The 22,359-nt window shown below is 40.2% G+C and carries 14 protein-coding genes and 1 pseudogene; 9 read left to right on the top strand and 6 right to left on the bottom strand.

Annotation, left to right across the window (positions count from 1 at the left end; genetic code table 11):
- A partial coding sequence (locus H6G41_RS26710) for a hypothetical protein (protein WP_190750280.1) occupies positions 1-345 on the top strand: 345 nt, incomplete at its 5' end.
- Between the two features lie 338 nt (positions 346-683).
- Here the strand turns inward: H6G41_RS26710 and H6G41_RS26705 are convergent.
- Positions 684-914 carry a helix-turn-helix transcriptional regulator gene (locus H6G41_RS26705; protein WP_190637027.1) on the bottom strand — a complete coding sequence of 77 codons (231 nt, stop codon included), beginning with the start codon at positions 912-914 and terminating at the stop codon, positions 684-686.
- A gap of 140 nt (positions 915-1,054) precedes the next feature.
- On the opposite strand from H6G41_RS26705, the gene H6G41_RS26700 reads away from it, so the two are divergent.
- Both H6G41_RS26700 and H6G41_RS26695 read left to right on the top strand, forming a co-directional pair.
- Positions 1,055-1,528, top strand: a complete 474-nt coding sequence (locus H6G41_RS26700) for a hypothetical protein (RefSeq protein WP_190750278.1) — start codon at positions 1,055-1,057, stop codon at positions 1,526-1,528.
- Positions 1,529-1,530: 2 nt separating this feature from the next.
- Positions 1,531-1,887, top strand: a complete 357-nt coding sequence (locus tag H6G41_RS26695) for a hypothetical protein (protein ID WP_190637023.1) — start codon at positions 1,531-1,533, stop codon at positions 1,885-1,887.
- A gap of 249 nt (positions 1,888-2,136) precedes the next feature.
- On the opposite strand, the gene H6G41_RS26690 is transcribed toward H6G41_RS26695, so the two are convergent.
- The 3 genes from H6G41_RS26690 to H6G41_RS26680 form a co-directional block, all read right to left on the bottom strand.
- A complete protein-coding gene (locus H6G41_RS26690; protein WP_190750276.1) occupies positions 2,137-2,544 on the bottom strand; it encodes a hypothetical protein in 408 nt (135 codons plus the stop codon).
- A 157-nt stretch (positions 2,545-2,701) separates the two neighbouring features.
- The gene (locus H6G41_RS26685; RefSeq protein WP_190750274.1) at positions 2,702-4,033 is read right to left on the bottom strand and encodes an Arm DNA-binding domain-containing protein; all 1,332 of its coding nucleotides are present in this window, start codon (positions 4,031-4,033) and stop codon (positions 2,702-2,704) included.
- 90 nt (positions 4,034-4,123) lie between these two features.
- Positions 4,124-5,416 (bottom strand): Arm DNA-binding domain-containing protein, encoded by a 1,293-nt coding sequence (locus H6G41_RS26680; protein WP_190750272.1) that lies wholly within the window; start codon positions 5,414-5,416, stop codon positions 4,124-4,126.
- A gap of 381 nt (positions 5,417-5,797) precedes the next feature.
- On the opposite strand from H6G41_RS26680, the gene H6G41_RS26675 reads away from it, so the two are divergent.
- The 3 genes and pseudogenes from H6G41_RS26675 (at position 5,798) to H6G41_RS26670 (ending at position 9,755) form a co-directional block, all read left to right on the top strand.
- The gene (locus H6G41_RS26675) at positions 5,798-6,001 is read left to right on the top strand and encodes a hypothetical protein (RefSeq protein ID WP_190750270.1); all 204 of its coding nucleotides are present in this window, start codon (positions 5,798-5,800) and stop codon (positions 5,999-6,001) included.
- 1,372 nt (positions 6,002-7,373) lie between these two features.
- Positions 7,374-7,538: pseudogene (locus H6G41_RS36250) on the top strand (LuxR C-terminal-related transcriptional regulator); the annotation flags it as partial.
- Positions 7,539-7,619: 81 nt separating this feature from the next.
- A complete protein-coding gene (locus H6G41_RS26670; protein WP_242038060.1) occupies positions 7,620-9,755 on the top strand; it encodes a tetratricopeptide repeat protein in 2,136 nt (711 codons plus the stop codon).
- A gap of 348 nt (positions 9,756-10,103) precedes the next feature.
- Here the strand turns inward: H6G41_RS26670 and H6G41_RS26665 are convergent, their stop codons facing one another.
- A complete protein-coding gene (locus H6G41_RS26665; RefSeq protein ID WP_190750266.1) occupies positions 10,104-13,757 on the bottom strand; it encodes a pentapeptide repeat-containing protein in 3,654 nt (1,217 codons plus the stop codon).
- Between the two features lie 137 nt (positions 13,758-13,894).
- Here H6G41_RS26665 and H6G41_RS26660 point away from each other — a divergent pair, with 137 nt between their 5' ends.
- The 3 genes from H6G41_RS26660 (at position 13,895) to H6G41_RS26650 (ending at position 16,496) form a co-directional block, all read left to right on the top strand.
- A complete protein-coding gene (locus H6G41_RS26660; RefSeq protein ID WP_190750264.1) occupies positions 13,895-14,281 on the top strand; it encodes a CU044_2847 family protein in 387 nt (128 codons plus the stop codon).
- A gap of 399 nt (positions 14,282-14,680) precedes the next feature.
- Positions 14,681-15,505 carry a ParA family protein gene (locus tag H6G41_RS26655; RefSeq protein WP_190750262.1) on the top strand — a complete coding sequence of 275 codons (825 nt, stop codon included), beginning with the start codon at positions 14,681-14,683 and terminating at the stop codon, positions 15,503-15,505.
- Complete coding sequence (locus tag H6G41_RS26650) at positions 15,483-16,496, top strand: ParB/RepB/Spo0J family partition protein (RefSeq protein WP_190750260.1); 1,014 nt, start codon at positions 15,483-15,485, stop codon at positions 16,494-16,496. Before H6G41_RS26655 ends, H6G41_RS26650 begins: the two co-directional genes overlap by 23 nt.
- Here the strand turns inward: H6G41_RS26650 and H6G41_RS26645 are convergent.
- Positions 16,493-22,144: a DEAD/DEAH box helicase gene (locus H6G41_RS26645; protein WP_190750258.1), complete on the bottom strand. Its 5,652-nt coding sequence runs from the start codon at positions 22,142-22,144 to the stop codon at positions 16,493-16,495. The two genes, H6G41_RS26650 and H6G41_RS26645, sit on opposite strands and share 4 nt — an antisense overlap.
- Positions 22,145-22,359 lie beyond the last annotated feature (215 nt).

The raw sequence follows: 22,359 nt of genomic DNA, 5'->3' as shown, positions 1-22,359 counted from the left end.
GATGAACTGACCACCAATCACCACCAACTTTCACCAACTTTCACCAATGAACAAAATGAGGGTCAACTTTCACCAACTGATGAACTGACCACCAATCACCAACTTTCACCAACTGACGAAACGTTAAGAGAAATTACCAAAGGTGCAAAGGTACGGGTGCATTTCCCTGGTAGCAAGCGCCACGGTAAGACAGGAGTGGTCATCGGCTTTAAAAAAGAAGAAGGCTTGCAAAAGGCGATCGTCAAATTAGAAAATGTTGAACCAAACTTGAGAATATGGGAATGCTTTGTACCAGGACAGGAGGGGATGAGACTAGTAGTCTGCCAAGCCAAAATAACTGAGTGAAGGCAAGCTCTTGAGGTTGGGGGAGTAAAAGAGTTATTGGCATCAAGCCGAGATGGCTGCAAACAAGGGCAAAGTAATCTATAACTTTTGCCAAATAAGTGTTTCAGCTTTTATGAGGTTCCAGATAGCGAGCGCTCTTCACCAAAGAGCCAAGTTACTGTTTTATTAAAAACAGTAACTTTTTGACCCTGAAAGCATATCCAAAATTAAAAGCACTGAAAGTTATCTATAACAGTACTTTCTGGAGATTTGGCACTTGATAGCAATTACCCTAACACTGCTTCTACTGGGCACAAAGTGGTAGCAAATCTGGCCTTAACCCTAGTAAAAGATTCGCATTACCCAGATTCCTTTTCTCCAGGTAACTCATCTGCCAACTCTTCAAGTGAGCAATTTAATACCCTGCAAAGCGACATAGTTTCTTTTGGAGATAATTTGGGGATTCTGACACCATTTTCCCAATTGCTGACAGTTTGGACTGTCAGCCCCATAGCTTCTGCTACTTGCCTTTGAGTTAACCCGGCTCTAGCTCTCAGCCGCATGATTACATCGCCATATTTTGAACTCATTACCTCACTTATATAACAGTAATTATATAACGATAGTTGACATATATATAACGCTCGTTATAGTATTAAACCACAGAAATAGCGGCTACCACCGACCAAAGTAGAAGCCGCTATTCCTGTCCCATTTGGATATTCACATTATGACCAAATTTCAAACCAAGCTTCAACAGGCTAGTGCTGTTGGAATATCAATTGCGATGTTTTGTTCAACTTTGTCGCGCCCAGTTAATGCCAACCCGGCGGTAATACTTGCACCTGCCGCTTTTTGTGCAGGTACAGCAGGAGTAGGATGCATTTTGATTGGGACGGCGGTAGTAGGTGGGGTCATCTACTATGTCTGGCAAACCAAGGACGGACGAAACTACGCAGCAGATGCCAACGGACAAGTAAATAATTCTGAAAGACTGATTGGCACAACAGTTTTTGAAACCAGAGAAATCTCTGGAATTGAAGCTGCCAAACTAGGAAATGCTCATTGGGTAGCTGGAGATTTCAAACAATGCTACAAGATGGCAAAAAAGAATGGATGGGTAGTTAAAGACCATAGAGCGGCGATTGGTGGTGGAACCTGGTGCATTTTTGAAGGTAAACAAACCAGCTTTGGAAGTGATTAATAATGGATACAGATATTCAAGAGTTGCGTGAATGTTTTGAAGATGCTTCTCTCTATCTTTACATGGCGCTAGAAGGCGTTGAAATTTCATCAAATGAGCCATTGATAGGGCAAAAAACCTCTTTGCTGTTACGTCACGAAGCAGACTATACTCCAAAGCGAAAGCATCCTTATATAGGGCAAAGACTGGAGAATTTCACAATTACAAATCAAGCCACAGGTGAGTATATCTCCAATCATTCAGACTGGGTTGTGTTCAGTGTCCAAAAATTTCTGTCCGCCAGCGGAGATAGTAACGGAACACTCAGAGAAATAGTCATTGCTTGGTGCAGAAAAGAACCTGTTGCAGAAAACAGTTAAACCTATTTTCATCTCATAAGCGAGTTTTCAGCCTGCATATATGCAGGCTTTTTTATGATTGTTGAACTTAGATATAAGACATCTCCGAAAACTCTCAAAGCTTTGCTGTAACTAGCTCACAAGATGCAAGTGCAAGCATAGCTAACTAGCTAGTCAATATGAGAAAATAAGGCTTTGAGATATTTCTTGATAAGAAAAAGGTAAGAATATGTAGTTATATGCGTTGATTTTAGCCTGATGGTAAAGGGTTTATTTTTTATGCTTAAATGAACAATTATTAAGAATACCCCCGGAGTTTAAATGTTTTTCTACAAGCCCATCATATGGATCTAAAGATTTACAAATAAGAACTAAAGGTTGTACATATCTATCTAGCTCATCGTCCATCAACATATGATTAGAAAAATTTTGACTCTTGCCAAATAAACTAGCTTTATTTGACCAGGATTTTATATAGACTTGGCTCTTTGGAGCTAAACTCCAGAGAGTAGAAATTTTTAATTTCTTGAATTGCTGTGGATGTCCACTAGCAGCAAATACAGCTATTTCCCATATTGGAGGATTACTATCAGCTATTTGATAATTAGATAGGGTGTAAATTGTTGGGAGTTTTTGACCTTCTGCCAAGGGCAAGATCATATCAACTATGAATGACATAAACTAATGTCCTGTGTATTACAAATATTTCTGTTCTTTCAAGTTATTGCAAAACAAGATAATTGTGAATTTAGTTAATAATTATCCTGTTATATTTTAACAATCTAAGATGTAGACTATGGTAGATTTAGCTACAAATGCTTAAGGTGCAAACAAACTACAAATCAATCTTTTTGTCAATGTTGTTAAGGTGTGCTGCCTGCATTTTTTTGAAACTTAACTCTGCTTCCAGTTGAGCAATGCGAAGCTCGGCTTTATTTAATTCAGCTTCTAATTGGCTAATTGATAATCCTCCGTTCTTAATTTTCTCTAATTCCTCTATGCGGCTTAGTCCTGCTTCATAAACAATAGAGTGTGAATTGTCAGTCCAATATTTTTGGTAAGTTTGTGTGTGTTCATTTAAAGTATGACCCATCCATCTTGCTAAATCATCGCTCTCATATCCAATTTCACGCCCCCGAATAGCATATCTGTGTCGTAGATCATAAGCGTTAAAGTTCACTCCCTTGAGTTTTAATCTCTCCCCAAAACGGTCTGCAAGTGTTCGGATTTTTGCATGAAGAATCTCTCTAGATTCATCCAAATACTTTGTTTTAGGATTGGCGATGTCGAAAAGCTCTACCCAATTTAATGGCAGTGGGTAAACAATTCTAGAACCAGTTTTAGTTCCTCCAGTAATTTTTTCATTAATATATAGAGGAAAATATGGAGGTTGAAAAGATTTCCCATAATCTATTGCTAACACTTCATGAGGTCTTAAACCGTAAGTAGCAATCACTGCCAATATCCAACCCCAGGATGCTGCATTACCTATATGCTCCTTGTTACACCCTTTGCGTTCAACTTTCATTTTGTACCAAGCATCTATAATTTCTTCATCACTTGGTAAGACTCGCACTTTTGGTTGATAACCTGAAGTTATCCCTTCAGCAAATTCATATTGAAATTTAAAACAATTAAAAAAAACTTGGAAAGCAACTACTGTCCTCATTCTATTACAAGAACCAGCTTCAGTTGAATAGATTGCCTGGTCAATATTTTCTTTGGATAAGTAAAAATCAAAATTATCTTGAAATTGGAAAGCCCTGATAATAAAACCTTTATATTGAGAGATAGTATCTTTAGATTTTCTAGTTTTTTTATGTTTGTAGAAATATTTTGCTTCAAAAGCGTCTAACATTTCTCTAAAAGTTAGATTTTTTGTTTCAGACTCATCCGTATTATTGGCTGGTTTTTTAGAATTAGGTCGGTACTTATCTAAAGTTAAATCAAATTTATCGTAATTAATATCTTTTTGAATCTCTTGTAGTTTAACTTCTGCTAAATTCCAATTATCTGGTGTATTAATCAATCCCAAATTTAAGTATTTTTGCTTGCCTAAATAAAGATGTCTGGGAAGTTGGATACGTAGATATTTACCATTTGTTTGAATTTTAGCAGTACCTTTAGATACACGAGTATTGTTTGGGATTGAATTAATTTTTTTCATTAGTTTTCTCAAAAAATAGGTGAATTGATTTTAGTAGTTCAATTTACTACTTCTTATTTGTCTACACAGGATTAAAAATTCATCAACAATTCAATAATTGAGCAACTCAGCTTCTAGTTCCGCAATGCGGAGCTTGGCTTTTTCTAACAAAGCTTCTAATTCCCTATAGGAGCGATTTTGATTCTGAATTGTTTCTGATTTCTGCATACCATGCAGACCTTTTTCATAAACTATGACATGTGAATCATCATCCCAATATTTTTGATAGGTTTGTGTATGTTCTTTGAGACTATGCCCCATCCATTTCGCTAAATTATCTATCTGATATCCAAGCTCGCGCCCTCGGATTGCATATCTATGCCGCAGATCATAAGGTTGAAAACCTACATTTTTAAACCTCATTCTCTCCGCTAAGCGCTCTGACAATTTATTTAATTGCGCCAAGAAAAAATCTTTCTTTTTTTCCAAATAGCTAGTTTTAGGATTAGCAATGTCGAAAATATCTACCCATTCTAATGGCAGTGGATAAGCAACTCTTGAACCAGTCTTGGTTCCTTCAGTTAATTTCTCATCAATATATAAACAGTAATGTGGAGGGTGAAAAGATTTTTCATAATTTATTGCTAATACTTCGTGAGGTCTTAAACCGTAGGTAGCAATCACTGCCATTATCCAACCCCAAGACTCTGCATTACCTCTATGTCTTGAATGAGAAAAATTTTCTACTTGAATTTTATGCCAACCCTCTTCAATTTCTGCATCTGTTGGCAATTTTCTCTCTTGTGGTTCGTAACCCTTTGCTATACCTGATTCAAATTGATAATCAAATTTAAAACACTTGAGGAAAACTCTTAAAGAAGCTACTATGTCTTTTCTTAAATGAGTACCAGCGTCTGTTAACTCTATCGCTTTATCAATAGATTTTTTGGATAAGTAAAAGTCTAAATTTTTTTCAAACTTAAACGCTCTAATGACCACTTCTTGATGGTGGTTAAATGTACGCTGCGATTGTCTAGTTTTTTTACGTGTCCGAAAATATCTAGTTTCAAAATCTTCTAACATTTGCCTCAGGGTCAGTTGTTCAAAGAGTTCCTTACTCTGAGTATTTGGAGTCTCGACTTTATTCTGATGACCAGGACGGTATTTCTCTAAAGAGGTATCAAATTCTTTGTAGTCAATATCTTGTTGAATCTCTCGCAGTTTTACTTCTGCTCTAGTTCGGTTTTCTGGCGTATCAGCTAATCCCAAACTTAGATACTTGCGCTTACTTGGGTAGAGATGCTTAGGGAGAGCAATACGTAGATACCCACCGTTTGATTGAATTTGAGCTTTACCTACAGTCCATGAAGCAGAATGATTTTTGCTAGAAGTACGATTTTTCAAGGGTTCAGCCTTTGTATTCAAAGTGTAGCCACAAGCAGATCACAATCTCAAAACAGATGAAAACAAATAAGTAAATATACTTAAGTTCTCTACGGTATACCAGTGAATACCGCTGCTGTTCTGGCTGCTTTATTTGGCATTATAGCATCGTTTCCGTCCATAGCGTAATCAGGTAAAATTGCTATAATCCTTATTTAACAAGAGATTTAGAGATTATTTCTGAAAGCGTTTCGCTTTTTGTATTCAATTTGTAGCAAGATTTAAATTTTTTCTGTTTTAATTCACTGGTATACGAGTGAAAGTACTTGATATCTAAGCTTTTTAGCTAAATTGGGTTAATAATAGTGTGTATTCAATTTGTAGCTAATCAGTGGTATACCAATGACAAAGAACAAATTAGACAATCTCAAACACTTTGAGCCAATGGGAGATGAGCCACTAGCTAAACAGCCACTTTGCGTCAAGGTATCACTCAAAGTCGATTCAGCTATTAGAGGATTGCCGAATAAATCCGATTGGCTACGAAGGGTAATTACCGATGCCGCATTTAAGGAAGGTATTTGCTCTGAAGAATCCTCACAATAGATATTTAAAAGTTGCGGCACTTGTGATTAACCAAGAATGCACAGTAATACCAGAGATAGAACTTATGTTAAGCTCAAAGTAGCATAGTTTTTTGACAAAGATAAATGAATCAAAGTTCTAGAGACAGCTATGGTTTATAGCTTTAACTGGTAAACATATATTAACTTTATTAGTTGAAGCTAAGACTTTTATTAATAGTAAAAATTGCTGAATTTAAGGTTTTGCCTCAGAATTTATGTCGAGCAATAAAACCGCCCTAGCATGTTATTAGGGCGGTTTATTAAGGTTTATTTTGTGAAAGATAAAACTAACACTTGGCAAATTTTTGGCAGCTTATCTTACTTTGTATCCCATTATTTAGCTGACTCAAAAGGGCGACTCACTGGCTTAACTATGCATTTATTGGAATGAATTTCAAGCATAGTTTTAAAAGTAAACCTTGGAGTAATTAGGGTTATATGAATTTGCAACTGTGTAGAAATTATCAAGAAGTGAATTAAGGGAATAATGCTGAGTAAAAATGAGATTAAAGCAGTTTAGCGTTGAATAATCATACTTTTTTCAAAACATATTTATTGAAGTTTATGAGTTGGCTGGAATGGTAATCTCATCGAATATTGCATAGGTTAAGAAATCTCTATAGACAATTAACGAGTAGACTCATAGATTATGGCAAGTGCAAAAAAACATAAGAGAAGCACTGCTATGCGGAGAAGCCATTCCCATACAATTGGAGATAGAAGCATCTGAACAATTGTGTCAGATCCAAAAACTTTAGAAATGACATATGCCATTGCAAAACCAAACAAAGTCAGCAGAAAATATTTCAGTCCTTTACAAGTCCATTTAAATAGGAGATTGTAGCCATCATTTAGATTAGTATTCATGCTTTCTGCCTTTTTTTAAGAGTTAGATGTTGGAGATGAAAAGCGTCAAAACTTGAGTACAGCCAGCAATGTGGCTTTTGAAGTTCATTTGTATGGTCTATTCGCTTGAAAATCCCTGTAGATCGCTGTTGCTTTATTTAGTTTCAGAAGATGTTTGAACTACTGGTGCTTGTATTTTATTTAACTTCGGTGGCTCGAAAGACCTAGTAAACTGAATACATAACCCGGAAAACTGGATGCTCAACCCGAGGACGGCTATGATGGCGGAAATCTTCTCGAAACTACTCATTACTTTTTGCCTCTTAGTGTTTGAGATAATTTTGAGCAAATTAGTGGTTTGTTGTTTAGTTGTTGCTTTGTTAAACCGATATCGGCGTAATTTCATAGTTGCACTGGTTGAATAAACACCGACTGCACAAAGCTGTGAGTCTTAATAAACAAGTTCACTAAACGCTTGTGAAGCTACTGGCAATTAGCATCAGAATATGAGTAAAGGACAGTTCGACAAAGCATTTAACGAGTTAACACACAGGCGACGGGAAGTATTGCTCAAGTTTTTGGCTGGACAGACAGATGAAGTGATAGCCCAGTCTCTAAACATTTCTCAAGCAACGGTCAGACAACACATCAAAGTCATCTGCGAGGAGTTTGGTTTGGAAAATGAGTTTCCCGACGAACGCCGTTCAAAACGTGCTGATTTGATGGCTCTTTTTCAGCAGTACAAGCCAGAATTGGTAGGTGGTAAAACTCCTATAGAAACCGCAACATTAGAACCGATAACTCAAAAGAGCATACTAGATAAAAATTTTGTTGGGCGTGAAGAAGCGATCACATATCTCAACAACCTCGACAGCCAAGGTGAAAAAGTCATCTTAATTCACGCAAAAGGTGGTGTAGGTAAGACAACTTTAGCTAGAAATTATCTCAAGCAAAAATTTGGCTCTTATATAGAATTTCCTATTGCCAAAGAAACCGGAAACATTACTCCAGTTGAAAGTTTACTTGAGGAACGGCTACGGCAACTTAATGAAGAACCAGGGCGGGAGTTTGGTGTATCACTTGAACGCTTGCGACAGAAACTTCAGGCTGAAAGAATTGGAGTTTTAATTGATAATCTTGAACCCACACTCGATGAAAATGGTAAGTTTATTAAGCCTCACCGCCTCTATGTAGAGTTATTGCGAGTTTTAGCTGATCCAAGTTTGCAGTCATTGACTTTGATTACTAGTCGCGATCGCCTACATGAATCTGATGTTTCTGTTTGGTATTATCTTCTGGAAGGTTTGCCTGTTAATGCATGGCAACAATATTTTAACAGCCGCAGTATTCAAACAAATTCTCCAGCCTTGAGTGCTATGCATAATGCCTACGGAGGAAATGCTAAAGCAATGGAAATTATTGCTGGTGCTATTGAAGTGGATTATATAGGCAATGTAGAGCAGTATTGGCAAATGAATCAGGGAGATTTATTAGTTGAAGCTGATTTGAGGGATTTAGTCACCAGTCAGCTTAATCGTTTGTCACAACAACACTCTCCAGCTTTTAAACTCCTCTGTCGTTTAGGATGTTATCGTTATCAAGATATTGCAACAGTTCCTATTAATGGTCTTTTTTCTTTGCTATGGGATGTGCCAGAGCCACAACATCGGCGGGTAGTTAATTCTTTGCGGGATCGCTCTTTAGTAGAGTTGCAAAATGGTGAATACTGGTTGCATCCAGTGATTAGGGAAGAAGCAATAAGTAGGCTGAGGGCGAGTGAAGATTGGGAGACAGCAAACCGTAAAGCCGCAGAATTTTGGACAGAGAGTATTAACAAGATTGTCATTATAAAAGAAGCATTACAAGCTTTTGAAGCTTACTATCATTATTTAGCGATTTATGATTTTGAAGCGGCATGTAGTGTAATTGTACATACAAGGCAATCAAAATGGAAATGGCATAATTTAGGAGGTGGAGAAACTCTAAGTACTTCACTTCGTAGATTAGGCTTATCGCAGAAAATAATATTAGCAGGAACTCAAATAATAGGTAATGTTTTACGTGGAATAAGTTTGGTAAGCATTCACATGAGTCTTGCTCAAGGCTATTGGTTTGCTGGTAATCTTTCTGAAAGCTTTAAGGAATATAAAAATGCAGAAAATTTAGTAGTTGAATGTTTACATACAAACACTAATAGCCAGGATGTCTTAATATTAAACAGGTTATATAGGAGTTTATTAGTAGGCAGTGGTATTTGTAAAATAGATTTATTAGAAATGGACGAAGCAGAAGAATTTTTTTTAAAGCTTTTAGAAATTTGTCAGCAAAAATATTATTATAATTTTCAAATAGAAGCATATTATGCTTTGGCTTTTATATATTCCACTATATCGTTTCAAGAAAAAGCACAAGATTTTGCGAATAAAAGTTATAACTTATCAAAAAATGACTTGGATGAATTAAATGAATGGGCTATAGGACATAGATATATATTTCTAGGATTAACTTATAAAAATTTAGGAGATATCCAAAAAGCTTTTCTAATGTACAATCAAGCTGTGACCTTTGCTGATGACAACCACTATAGTCAAATTAAAGCTAGGGCTTTAACTGGTCTAGCAGAACTTCATCGAGAACAGCAAGAATTTGAAACAGCGTTTTCTTATCATTCAAAAGCGATAGAACTGCTGGATAAAATAGGTGCTAAATGTGACCTTGCTGAAGCTTACTATCAATTGGGATTGACTTATCAAAAGATGGAAGAATTAGAAAAAAGTAAGGAAAATTTTGATAAAGCAATTCGACTCTTTAGAGAAATAGAAGCGCCCAAGCAAGTTGAGAAGGTACAACGAGCCAGGGACGATAGTAAAAGTAATCAGATAGAGTGAAATGAAATAGGGGCTGAATTAGCAATCGTACAGAAAATTACGCGAAGGAGTTGATGATCTGCTTTCAATGCGGCGATCGCGTCAGGGAGATGAATGAGTGAGAAGAGTTTGAGCTATCAATTACACGTAATAGCCCTTTTGTTGACTGGCGTATTACTTATAAGTCAAAACTGGATCTGTAAGTTTTTTTTACTTTGATTACGGAATTTAGAATACAAACCATACCTATAAAAGTTTGGCGTTGCTTATTGATGGGATGATTTTTGTCTCACGCAGAGGCACAGAGAGTAAGAGTTTGAGAAATCAAATTTTAAATTTTCATCCTTTCATTCAGCAACGCCAAAAGTTTTAGTTCTTTGGTGGTGTATTTACTCCACTTGAACTATTTGATAAATTCCCATTATCCGAAGAAACTACTCGTATTAACCGAGCAAAAGCACGGTTATAATCAATAATTGCTCGAACTCGATTCTTTTCGGCTATTGTTAGCAGACTTTCAGATTGAATCACATCTGCTTGAGAGCCAAATAAAGCTTGAAATCTCAAGCGGTCTAGACGAAGAAGCTCCCGAGCTTGTTCAAGAGCGAGATTAGCGGTTAGAATATTTTCTAAATTAGATTGCATTGCTGAATAAGCTGTTTGTACTTCTAAACTTATCTGATTAGGTTCTTTTTCTTTGCTTCTGTTCTGTAAAGCTAAAATAATACTTTGTTCTAAAGTGAAAGTCCATAAGCCAGCTAATCTGAGTGGATCAGCCGCAGAAACAATTACTGATTGTGGAAATCCTAAGCGATTTGCTAATCGGCGACGCGAAAGTATTTCTTGTGATAAAGCAGTAGTAAGTTCTTGTTGTAAATTTGCTAAATTAACTTGAGAACGCAGTACGTTATTTCGACCCATTGCCCCTGTTCGAGCAAGTTGTTGAATAATATCAGCTTCCTTACCCGTGCATCTCACTATTGAGGAAATATCCCCAAAAGCTTCAAATTTTTCCTTATTCTTATTATATTCTGAACAAGTTTTAGCACGAGAAAGCTTGAAAATTTCAGCATCCTGGATTATAGATAATCTAGTCCGCTCTAATGTTTCCATATCTCTTAAACTGGCCTGGGCATTTGTTACACCAGATCGGGCAATACGTATTAGTTCATAAGCTTCTTGTAAATCATAATATTCGAGTGTAGCTTGGAGACGACTTTCTGCAAATGAACCCTTATTATTACGTTGTGCTAATTCTATTGCCTGTTCTAAAGAAACTGGCTGATTTGCTTTAACTTTTACTTCCTCTGGATATTGAGGAATAGTTCCTGCTTTTGGTAAGCCAATATCTGCATTTCCAGATGTGGAATTCGTATCTATTTTTGCACAGTTGCGGTTAGATACATTTCCATCTGGCATGATGGTATTGCACAGGAAAGCATTATTTATGTCATCATTACTGATTTTGGCTCCTTTGAGATTAGCTTCACCAAGGATGCTCTCGTAGAGTTTGACATTACTTAAGATAGCACCACTAAAGTCAGCACCCCTAAGATCGGCACCACTAAAGTCAGCACCACTAAGAATAGCGCCATTAAGGTTGGCGTAACGAAGTTTAGTATTAATAAGTATACTGCTGCTTAAGTCAGCACCACTAAGCTTGGCATTACTGAGGTCAGCACTACTAAGGTCGTTACGTCGAAGTAGTGTTATTCCATTTAAACTAGCGCCTCTTTTGACCAATTCTTGAAGTGCTTGAACTCTTGCTGAACCCTGAGATTTTTCTAAAGTTTGGCGAAGTTCTCTTGTTGTTAGCAGGTTTACACTAAAAATGCCCAAAAATGCTGCTAAACTCACAGGCATAATTAAACTAAAGCCAATAAATTTAAAACGGTTTTGCCGTCGTTGTTTGATACTAGTTTTAATAAACTCTTCAGCCAAATTAGAAAGCATTTGATTGGCAATATTTTGCTTTTGCCAATTAAATGCATCTTTCAACAATTTTCCTTGGAGCAAATAATCCTTCGACTTTCCACTAGTTCTCCAGTCTTCTGCTAATGATTCAAATTTGCGCTTTTGTCGGAGATTATCCCGATTTTCATTAATCCACTTGCGTAACAGTGTCCAGTGGCGAATCAGTGCTTCATGGGCAACATCCACAACCGCTACTTGCTCAAATGCTTCTCCTTTAATTACCATTTCACTGGTAACAACTAGCTGTTTATTCGCCAATTCCTGAACTACTTTATCAATAAGCTCTTCAGAAAAACACTGATTTACTAAATCCTGCTTTAAAACCCGTCTGCGGGTATCTTCCGTACCTTCTCCTAATTGCGTCAGCGCAAGAAAAATATGCCGTATTGATGCCTGTTCTTCTTCAGTAAATGTCTCATACACCTCGGTAGCACGTTTACGCAATGTACCCATAACACCACCCAATTGGGCATAGGTATTAAGCCGCAAACAATTATCCGTGCGTTGTTCCCACAATTGTGTCAGCGTATATTGCAAAAGTGGTAGATACCCAGGAGAATCTGCTACATCTGTTAACATTTCTTCTACTAGTTCTGGCTCAATCTCCAGTTGTACTTGCGTGGCTGGTTCGACAATTGCTTTTCTCAAATCATCTGGTTTCATTGGTGTAACTATCACCAGATTTTCTTGAATCTGCTGTGCCAGTCCACTATACTCTTGCTCGGCACACTTACCAAGAAAATCTGCCCGCATCGTCAGCACCAAGCAGAGTTTATTGTCACATTGCTGCAAAGCAACTAACAAGGATTCAAAAAACTGCTGCCGTTCTGCGGTATCCTTGCACAAAGTAAAAACTTCTTCAAACTGGTCTATGACTAGAATTACTCGCTGTGTATCCGCAGCAGCAATTAATTGTCTTAAACCTTCGGAACTCTTTTTTATCAATTCCTCGGCTTCGGCTAGTTGGGTAGCTCTTTCAATAATATTTGATGATTCTGGATCTAAAAATGCCAGTGCTAAAGAATCTAAGGGATGCTCTCCCGGTTGAAAAATTTTAATCTGCCAACTTTCACTACCAGATAACCGCCGCCCCAGTCGCAACTGATACAGTAATCCCGCCCTAACAACACTGGATTTACCACTACCTGATGCTCCCAATACCACCAAAAAATTCCCCTGACGTACCTTTTCTAACAATTCATCTGTTAAAGCTGTGCGACCACAGAAATATCTAGCATCTTCTTCAGTACAGTCAAAATAATTTAAACCCTTGTAAGGACAGATAGCTTGTCCTATTGCAACAGAATCTTTTTTTGCAGATGTCCACCTGCGGGTGAGGTTAATTGGTTCACCGGAGTTAGTAAAAATTGGACGTTGGGGGAAAGTTTGGTATTCTTGATTAAGTAAATCAACCAAGGTGTAATTTGTTACCCATCGCTCTTGTTTTGGTTCTAATCCTTTGATTAATGCTGCGGTGAGGACGCTATGGCTACTGCCAATTTCTTCATAGGCGACTTCAAAGGAACGAGATGCCGCAATAAAACATCTATCTCTTCCTTCACCCCTATCTCCGGGGTCTGCTTCTATAACATTTAGCACTTCTCCGGCATAACAGCAATCTAGAATAATAATTTGTTGCCGAACTTCACTTTCTTGTAAGAGTCGCCGCAGCCATTGTAAGCGAACACCCCAATTACCCATATCTGGATTGACATCACTACTTGCCAAAAAGCCTTCTGTAATGCCGAGTTCTTGTCTCAGCCCATGTCCAGAAAAATATAGTAGTGCAGTATCTGGGGGTTTACCTTCTGGCTTAAATAATTGCACAATTGCTTTCTGTAGCTGAGTTAGAGTGACTTTGCTTTTTTGACCTACACAGATGGTATCGTTTTGCTTATCCTTAACCGCAGGCAGTCGCGTTACCTTAAAGTCTCCGTACTTCTCTAGCAATTGGGCTACTGCTTCTGCATCCTGTGCTGGTGCAGTTAAATTATTAAGCCGTTCATAGCTATAAGTATTAATCCCTACTACTAGCGCGTCTCGGATCATAAGTAGGAGAAATTTTTAGAGATTCTTTGTTTTCAGCATTATCGCTCAGTAACTACAAAAAAACTCAGAAATATTCCGTAAAAACTTTTATAAAGTTGTGGTAGTTACTAAAATTGCTGTTATCAGGATTTCATTCCATGACAAAAGTTATACCTATCAAACTTGATGACAATACAGTAATCTACATCGAAGCCACAGAGGATTTAAACATTCCTGTAGTCAACAATGCGGTATTGGATGAGGAAGAGGAAGAAGAAGCACTAGTTAATAAAGGAATGAGTTCTGACCAAATACGACAAAAAATGATGCAAAATTTCTTGTCGATTCAAAACACAATTCGGACTTATACAGTTTATACCTTGAATGCCTTCAAGCAAATTCCGATTGCGAATGTAGATAAAGTTACCTTAGAGTTCGGCATTGAAATGGGCGGTGAAGCAGGTGTTCCTTACGTTACAAAGGGTACTGCTAAAAGTAATATGAAAATTACTGTTGAATGTTCGTTCCCTAAAGAGAATACGTAGATTATTTGAGAGGCTATCGGGGCATTGAGCCAATACCGCGCAAGAAAGCTGCGAGGTCGCAGCTTTCTCAAACTCTTATAGATCAAGCTTTTAAGTCAATCTGAAAATTTTTTTGCTTAATTTTTACTTACTCGTACCAAATTACATAAGTATTAAGCTGGTAAATAACAATCAAGCATAGATTTTAATCTATTGGTTCAACCGTTCAAAATCAGCCTGAACTTTGTGCCATAAAAACCAAATATCGTTATGTATTTTGACACTGATGCAGAAGCCTCTGTTTACGGAAAACGTTTTCCGTATGGGGTAAAGTTATCTTGCTAAACCAAAAAACAATCTAACTCAATTTCACTTTGGCGTAGACTATAACAAAATGCAAGCATTGTAATCGCAATATAGATGAAGCAAGTTGTTCTTTGGATCGGAGCCAATGCCGGAGGAGTTTCCAAAACTACGCTTGCCGTTCACATTGGCTATGAAATGGCAAAGCGCGGCTTTAATGTAGCACTTCTTGACCTAGATACTAACGTTTCCATGAGCCAGTTTTGTGGATTAGATAAAGATCCACCCCCGGAGCAAACCATCGCTGCTGTATTTGATGAAAATTTTGATGGTAACTGGCCTCTGATGACACCAGAATGGGGAAAGCCTCTGGGACAATTTCAAGTCTGCTTGGGTGGGCCAGTAATGATTCAAGTAGGTTTGGAATTGGCAGTCCGAAATCGCCGGGAGTACATTTTAGCAGATAGGTTTGAAGATTTTCCTTTGCCTCACCAACTAGTAATTCTGGACTGCCCTGCAACACTTGGCCATCTCAATGACGTGGCGTTAGCAGTAGCTACGCATATGTTAATTCCTGTCGAACTCAGCCCCAAATCGCTGACAGGAGCGAATACTCTGCTATCTTGGCATCGGGGAGCTTGCAAAAACTTGCGCCTTAATCCTCCACCCCAAATTTTAGGATTTGTACCCACCAAATACGACAGTAATGAAGCAACGCAACGGGATTTATTGAACCAGTTGCCAGAAATGCTCGCTCCTTTGAAGATTAAATGCTATCCGCACGTCCGCTATTCCTGCGAATTTAGTAATGCTTCGGGAAAAGGCATTCCCCTACACTTGCATCGTCCTACTCATAGAGCTATTAAAGACTTACATCCTATTTGTCAGGAACTGTCAGCCATTTTAGAGGAGAGTAAAGATGCCAAGAAAAACGCAAAATAAAAACTACGATTATTTTTCTGCCAATGTACAAGCAGCCGAAATTGAGTCACAACTAGTTCAATCTCAACAGCGCATTGCCGAACTTGAATCCCTAAACGCGCAATTGCAATCACTCTTTTCAAGCAGCAACGTCAAGAGTGATAATGCTCAATTAACGGTGGAGATTGATAAAATTATTTGCAATAAAGAGCAAGTACGCCGCTACTTTGACCCCGATAAACTTGCTACTCTCACTGCTTCTATTAAAGAAGTGGGAGTGCGATCGCCGTTGTGGGTGCGTCCCTATAGCGATGACAAGTATTTACTAATTGCTGGCGAACGCCGTTACCGCGCTGCACAGGATGCTGGCTTGACAGAAGTTCCTGTCGTAATTGTAGAAGTTGACGAAACCTCAGCCTTAAAGCTTTCCTTACTGGAGAATTTACAGCGTGAAGATTTGAATCCGGTAGAGGAAACGGAAGGGATATTACATTTGCTATCAATCCAGCTTGACTGCACTACTCAAGAAGTAGTTGCTTTACTGAACCGGAAAGCGCATCTGGATAAACAGAAAGTTGAATCCTCAGATGAGGATACGGAAAACGTTTTCCGTAAGCAGTGGTCAGTTGTTGAAAATGTGTTTACCACAGTGGGTAAGCTGTCACCAGAAAGCTTCCGCGTCAGTCGGCTACCACTGCTGAATATGCCAACCGATGTTTTAGAAGTACTGCGCTCTGGGCAGATGGAATACACAAAGGCCAGGGTGATCGCCACAGTCAAAGATGAAGTAATCAGAGCTAATTTGTTGGCAGAGGCTATTGCTCTTAAATTATCTCTGGCGCAAATTCGCGATCGCATTAAGGAAGCAAAGCCACAAGAACCTCCTTCATTGAAACAGGAATTCCAAAACATATCTAGGCAAATATTAAAGTCTTATCATTGGGAAGATCCCAAGAAAGCTAAGAATATTACAAACCTTCTACAAAAATTAAAAGCCTTATTAACAGATTAAAGTTGCTGTAATTTCTTGACAAGTTCGGCTCCCTGAGGTAAATCACGCGCTTTTAACTCTACAACCTGCCAAGGAGGATTACTGTTGCGGAGGCGATCACGGAGAAAGCAATCTCTACTGCGGTTTCCACCTTTATGAAAAGCTGCCCCGTCTATGTAAATTGCTAGCCGCCGCTCAGGAATAGCAAAGTCAGCTATAGAAATGGGTCGTGCTCCTGGACTAGGAGAAATCATTACTTGCTTTTGAGGGTAAAATCCATGCTGCTCAAACAATTGCCAAAACTTCAGTTCTAAGGGTGAACCGACACCAGTGGCGTAAGCTTCTAGCCAAGGGTGGGGGTCGTCGATATCTCCTCTTGTTAAAGGTCGAGCTACTGGTGATGCTGAAGCCAATTCTTCCAATGCGGGAATTGTTTGTGGCCAGTGGAGGAGTTCGTGGTATCGCTGATTTTGATAGGACTTGAGGCAGCGGTAACAAGCGGTTTTGCAATTAGAGTGGTTGAGATGTTCTACGGAGCGCGATGCCACAAGATTAAATTCCCTAGCAATGCGGTGTAGGTAACCACTGCCACCTAAACTGGGGTCAATAAATGTTAGAGAGACTAGCCCGTGACGCTTACCGTCAGTATTGCTCTGCCAAGGTCCTTCAAACTCAAAATCAATCTCTGAACCATCTAGCATATAGAGGTGCTGCATACCTGCTTTGAGTGCGTATCCCAAAGACACTCCCCAAGATTGTAACTCAGTTGGTTCTAAGTCTTTAGGCACAGGTAACATCAATCGCAGCACCTCAGCTTTACTAGCAGTGGTTAGTGCCAAAGGACGTGGTGCAGTCCTGGCTTGGAGACAGCTTTCTGTGTGCCCGAATGGGTCATCTTTCTCTGAAGAGCGAGTCTTTTTTCGTCCACTAACTACCTGAATCAAGTCGGGGTTTTTCAGTATTCGCCCACAGTCACCGCACAGTAGGTAACCTTTAGCTTCGTTATGTAGGAAGGGAATGCAATCATTTCGTTCTTTATCTGACGGTGGTAATCCCTCATTCAACCAGCGAACCTCTTCATCTTGGCTCCAGCGCAATCCCCATCCTGCTCCTACTGTCCAGCGTCCTGCTACAATACCATTCCATTGCGGATAGGTTTTAACAAGATTGCGTGTAGCATAACGCTCTTCTTCGTCTAAGATGGGACTTTCATCCCGCCGTGCTAAGAAGCCAGCAAATTCGCCTGCTGGTATTAACTGTCCTGGTGTATCACTCTTGCAACGTGGGCAAGATGGTTCGTCAGCATCAAAACGCAGATTGCACGTTTTACAGAGTCTATAGCCCCAACCAGCCCCTTTGGTTTTAGAATTCCAAGGAGAGGCATTATCTAACCCGATCACTTTCCATCGTTTGGTTCGGGCAAATACTTGTGCTGCTGGCTGAAATTGACCTATACCAAAACGCCGTGCTACCGAAATAGGATCTTCCTCTCGCTCATCGCCCAAAAGTCTTAATGCAGCCGGTTGGGTAGGAAATTCGTACCCAGGAAGAATTCCGAATTCCGCAAATCTTCGCAGAGGATAGCCAGCTGTTCGATCATCAGCTTCAGCGTTACCCCGTTGTCTGTCCGTCTCAATGCCAAGGATGCGAGCGATTAAGTCTCCAGCACGGTTGCTATCTCTGACTCCTTGTAACTCTTGGTAGTAAGTTTCCAGTGCAGTTCGCAGTTCTTTCACTTGTCTTGCTGTGCGAGCGATAACATCTTGGATTCGCTCTGGCAGGTTCTCTAAATGTCTGCTTAGTATCGCTTCGTCTAGTTTTGCTTCTTCCAAGACGGTTTTTTCCCAAGCAACACTTGCTAGCGTAAGGGCGTGGTGGAATTGTGCTTTGACTCCAGCGATGAAAACATCGACTGCTTCCTGCTTTATTTCACCAAGAGGAGATACATATTCCAACATTTTCCCAGCTAAGCCGGGGTCAGCAGCACCAAAAGCGATCGCATTGAGGTGGCGGAAGATAACGTCACGGTTGCCCAAGGCTAAAGCGGGTGCAGGTACTTCCCCAGCAATCATTTCGGTAGGTTTATCATAGAAATATTGATCATGAGGGGTATTGCGGGCATATCCCACTACCAAGCCAATACGGGTGCGACGACCTGCTCGCCCACCCCGTTGTGCGTAATTGTCAGGTCTTGGTGGTATATTACGCAGAATTACTGCATCTAAACCACCCACGTCAATGCCCATTTCTAATGTTGGGGAACAAGCTAGCAGGTTAATCTTCGATACATCAGCTTTAGCTTTGAAATTGGTTTCTAATTCGACTCGAACATCGTTAGGAATTTGGGCAGTATGTTCGCCTGCTTCTAAAGGAATAACTTGCTCGGAAAGAATTCGCCGCACGGTTCGGTTCTGCATCACTTCTGATTCTGTCCAAGATACCAGTACGCCGTGACAATGCGGACATGGCAATCCTGGACGCGCTCCTAATAAAGGCGTTTCACACACTTGGCAGCGATAGCGCGCTGATGCTTGCACCAATTCTAAGCGTATTACTTCAGCATTGACCTGCAATAAGCGAATCTTCTCCCGATTCCCATATAGTTCTACTGCCGACAGGAAGCTGCCAGATTGCAGGAATTCCAACAGTTTGACCATATGTTCTTCGTTTGGTTCTATGCTACCGAAACGGGCTAGCAAATGCTTAAGAATCCGTTCTAAACTTGGTTCTCGACCTCCCGTTTGTGGTTTACGCCAAGGATTGTGGGAAGTGATACCCAATGGAACCAAAGCTTTATCTAAATAAGCTACGGGTTGCCCAATTTTGGAAAGGGCGTAACCTTGAGGTTGCTTGATCCGTCGCTCCCACTCAGCGGTTTTAATATAAGCAGGGCAGCTAGGGTGAGATGGATGATATCGCAGCATTTCCCGTGTCAGACAGCCACGAGTGCGAATTTGGTCGAGCAAGCTGGAACAGATATACTCTAACTGTGCAATAGAAATGTTAAAATGTCCGGCTATTTCATCGCCGCGAGTCTGCACGTATTCACCCAGACGGTGGTATTCAATTCGTACTAACCCTAAATTAGTTAATGTGGCACGATATCCGGCATTAACGGCAATCTCGTCTAGCAGAGGTGCTTCTTCCCAAGCACGAACCCGGTCTCTGGCTTCATCAGAAATCCAAGCATTGTTTTGTGGAGGAGCGTATTTGTTGTCATGCTCCTGTATCCCTACATCACCCAGCAATTCCACTATTCGTTGTAGAGACAGTACCTGATGTTGTTTTAATAGCTGGATCACCCTGCGTCGCATCCGGTCATAGCGGCTTGAAAATACGATGAATCGTGCTTGATGGGCTGCATCCTGACGACTGTCGCTGAATACTAACAGCCGTTGTTTACCGTCTTTTTCTGGTTGGTGGCGGTTAGCTTCTGCTAAAGCTTCTACCAGCCCTTCGCTAAGAACTTTGACTGCTGCGGATGTCCCCAAAGCTACAGGCGTAATGACATTGCGACTGCCGGCAGTGCCACTACAACACAGGCATCTAGTACGGGCTGGAGCTAGTGTTACTTGCCAGGGGTAGTCAGTAGGGTTGCTACTAAAAGATAAGGTGCTAATGTCAAACGAACCCTGTAGGATAGGACGGCCCTTAATCTGTTTCTGTTGCTTTTGTTTCCCTTGGCGAGTACGTGATTGCTGGGAGTCCGATTCTTCTTCGTCAATTTCCTCGTCGTCTACACTTATGCCAAAGCGGCTGGGGTCGTAAAGCATCCACTCTAATTTATCGTCTGCTACATTGCTTGGTTCTAGATGCTCTGCGGTGGTATTGCCGACAAATCGTAAATAATCGGCACCACAGTTGCGACAGAGGTAGAGAGGGGCAGTTTTGTAGCCACATTGGCATTGCTCTTCACCCATAGGATATAGTCTACCGCAGGCAGAATTGATACATCGGTAAAACTGCCAGCCACCGCGAATCAAGCGATGTACTCTTAATTGCAACGCTCCAGGCGTTCCCTCCGGTAAAGCAGCACCTGCTAGTAGTGCTGCTTTGACTTCTTCATAGAGTTCTTCGTTGCTGGACTGTGCTCGCTCTGTTACTTCCGACTTAATTTTTTCTACAATCTGACTCAAGGATAAAGGAGAACTAATCAGCCAGCGGTTTAAATCCCATAACAGGCGTGTACTTTGAGCAGCAGTATTCAGTGGGGTATCTAGCGATTTTCCTGCTAAGGTACAAAGAGCTTGCCTTACTGCTTCCAAGTCAGCAATATCTATTTCACCCACCTTCGATGGGGTGAAAGAATATTGAGCATTTGCAGGAATTTGAATTTCTTCTAGTTCTTCTCCTATTACCCGAATTGTTTGAGGGTCTGCACCAGTTAGCTTGCTGAAAAACTCCTGTACTGCTCCATCACGTAAACGAATTTTTTCTTCTTGACTATGAATTCCTTCTGCCACGCTTTTGATAGTAGCGGAGGTGCCGACGGGAATTAGGAGAGGATAACGCTTAGAAGTTTCAGGAGAGTTTGCATACCAATCCTGCCTGGCATTGCTTAGGTGCGCTTTCAGCCTGCGTATTAATAAGGCGATATTGCTACCCAAAGTTCCCCGATAGCTATGTACTTCGTCCAAGACTAAAAAACGACAACGGTGGTTGGCGAATATTGCTTCTCGGTCAGCGGGGCGTACCAATAGGTACTCCAACATCATGTAGTTGGTCAGCAGAATATGAGGCGGATTGCGACGTAATTCTTCTCTTTCCGCTTGCTTCGTGCCTCGGTCATATTTGGCAACGGATACTCCTCCCTCCCAGCCGGACTTACGTAAATACTCGTTAATCCGTATTTCCTGATCATTTGCTAGGGCGTTCATCGGGTAAACCAGAATAGCCGTTAACCCCGATTTTTTATGCCGATTAGCATCTTCAATAGCATTTTGAATAACTGGCAGTAGGAAAGATTCAGTTTTACCACTGCCTGTTCCAGTAGTGACAACAGTGGCTGAAGCAGTGGAACCTAAAAGGTGGGCAATTGCTTCTGATTGGTGCAGGTAGGCGAATTCGCTACGCGATCGCTCTTCCATCACCTTCGCTATCTGTGCATCCAATGGTAGTTCCCGCCATTTTTTACCATGTTTAAATGGTCTGTGTGCTTGGAAAAACGGTTCTTGGGCTAGAAATAATGGCCTGTTAAGTTCGTTTTCTAATGCTGTTTTTAACTTTGAGTCTTTAGCACGAAACTCCGTTCTTAAATAGTCTTGATACTCTGCGGTTACTTTGTCCAAAATGCGGATAGGGTGAAGAGCTTGAACATTTCGGTTCTTAGTCTGTGCTGCTGTGTTAATAATTTGTGGTTGGGGTTGAACCTTTTGTATCCCCCTATTGCTGGTGGCTGGTGACTGGCTAAGACCCTGACGCTGGTTGATGAACTGTGTAAGCTGGGTAGCAAGAGTATCGGTTAGTGTGATGGAATCCACTACTTCTCCCAGTTCTATGAAGCCCCAAGTTGCAGGAATATTGGTAAACAACAAGTCTAATTGTGAGGAAGTAATTGTTTCTACTCCCGTACAATCAAGGATGACCATTTTGAGCGATAATATGGTGCTCGCGGCGGTAATCGCGTTGTCGCCTTGGGAAATTAAATCTGCAAGCTTTATGCTCGTCATCAAAATTCCTGCCTTTGCCAGTGAGTGGGAGAGAGGGAGATACTGTTGGCGAAAGTGTTACAAACGCATAAACAAAAGTGTTACAACAAAAGCCGCAACCACAAATTGAAGGTTTGAACCTACGTAATACTTTAAATTACAAGTATGTATTAAATTTGCCAACAGTATCCATTGCTACTCGCACGCGAACTTTTAAGTCCGCATGAATTTGCTTC

The sequence above is a fragment of the Tolypothrix sp. FACHB-123 genome, assembly GCF_014697075.1.
Lineage (GTDB): Bacteria > Cyanobacteriota > Cyanobacteriia > Cyanobacteriales > Nostocaceae > Aulosira.
Note: the sequence above shows the minus strand (reverse complement) of the source record. Positions and strands in the feature narration are given on the sequence as shown.

Bases quoted from the DNA above. Each gene is read 5' to 3' on its own strand.
- H6G41_RS26700 (WP_190750278.1), top strand. From the start codon at position 1,055: ATGACCAAATTTCAAACCAAGCTTCAACAGGCTAGTGCTGTTGGAATA.
- H6G41_RS26645 (WP_190750258.1), bottom strand. From the start codon at position 22,144: ATGACGAGCATAAAGCTTGCAGATTTAATTTCCCAAGGCGACAACGCG.
- H6G41_RS26705 (WP_190637027.1), bottom strand. From the start codon at position 914: ATGAGTTCAAAATATGGCGATGTAATCATGCGGCTGAGAGCTAGAGCC.
- H6G41_RS26685 (WP_190750274.1), bottom strand. From the start codon at position 4,033: ATGAAAAAAATTAATTCAATCCCAAACAATACTCGTGTATCTAAAGGT.
- H6G41_RS26690 (WP_190750276.1), bottom strand. From the start codon at position 2,544: ATGTCATTCATAGTTGATATGATCTTGCCCTTGGCAGAAGGTCAAAAA.
- H6G41_RS26655 (WP_190750262.1), top strand. From the start codon at position 14,681: ATGAAGCAAGTTGTTCTTTGGATCGGAGCCAATGCCGGAGGAGTTTCC.
- H6G41_RS26695 (WP_190637023.1), top strand. From the start codon at position 1,531: ATGGATACAGATATTCAAGAGTTGCGTGAATGTTTTGAAGATGCTTCT.
- H6G41_RS26660 (WP_190750264.1), top strand. From the start codon at position 13,895: ATGACAAAAGTTATACCTATCAAACTTGATGACAATACAGTAATCTAC.
- H6G41_RS26650 (WP_190750260.1), top strand. From the start codon at position 15,483: ATGCCAAGAAAAACGCAAAATAAAAACTACGATTATTTTTCTGCCAAT.
- H6G41_RS26665 (WP_190750266.1), bottom strand. From the start codon at position 13,757: ATGATCCGAGACGCGCTAGTAGTAGGGATTAATACTTATAGCTATGAA.
- H6G41_RS26675 (WP_190750270.1), top strand. From the start codon at position 5,798: ATGACAAAGAACAAATTAGACAATCTCAAACACTTTGAGCCAATGGGA.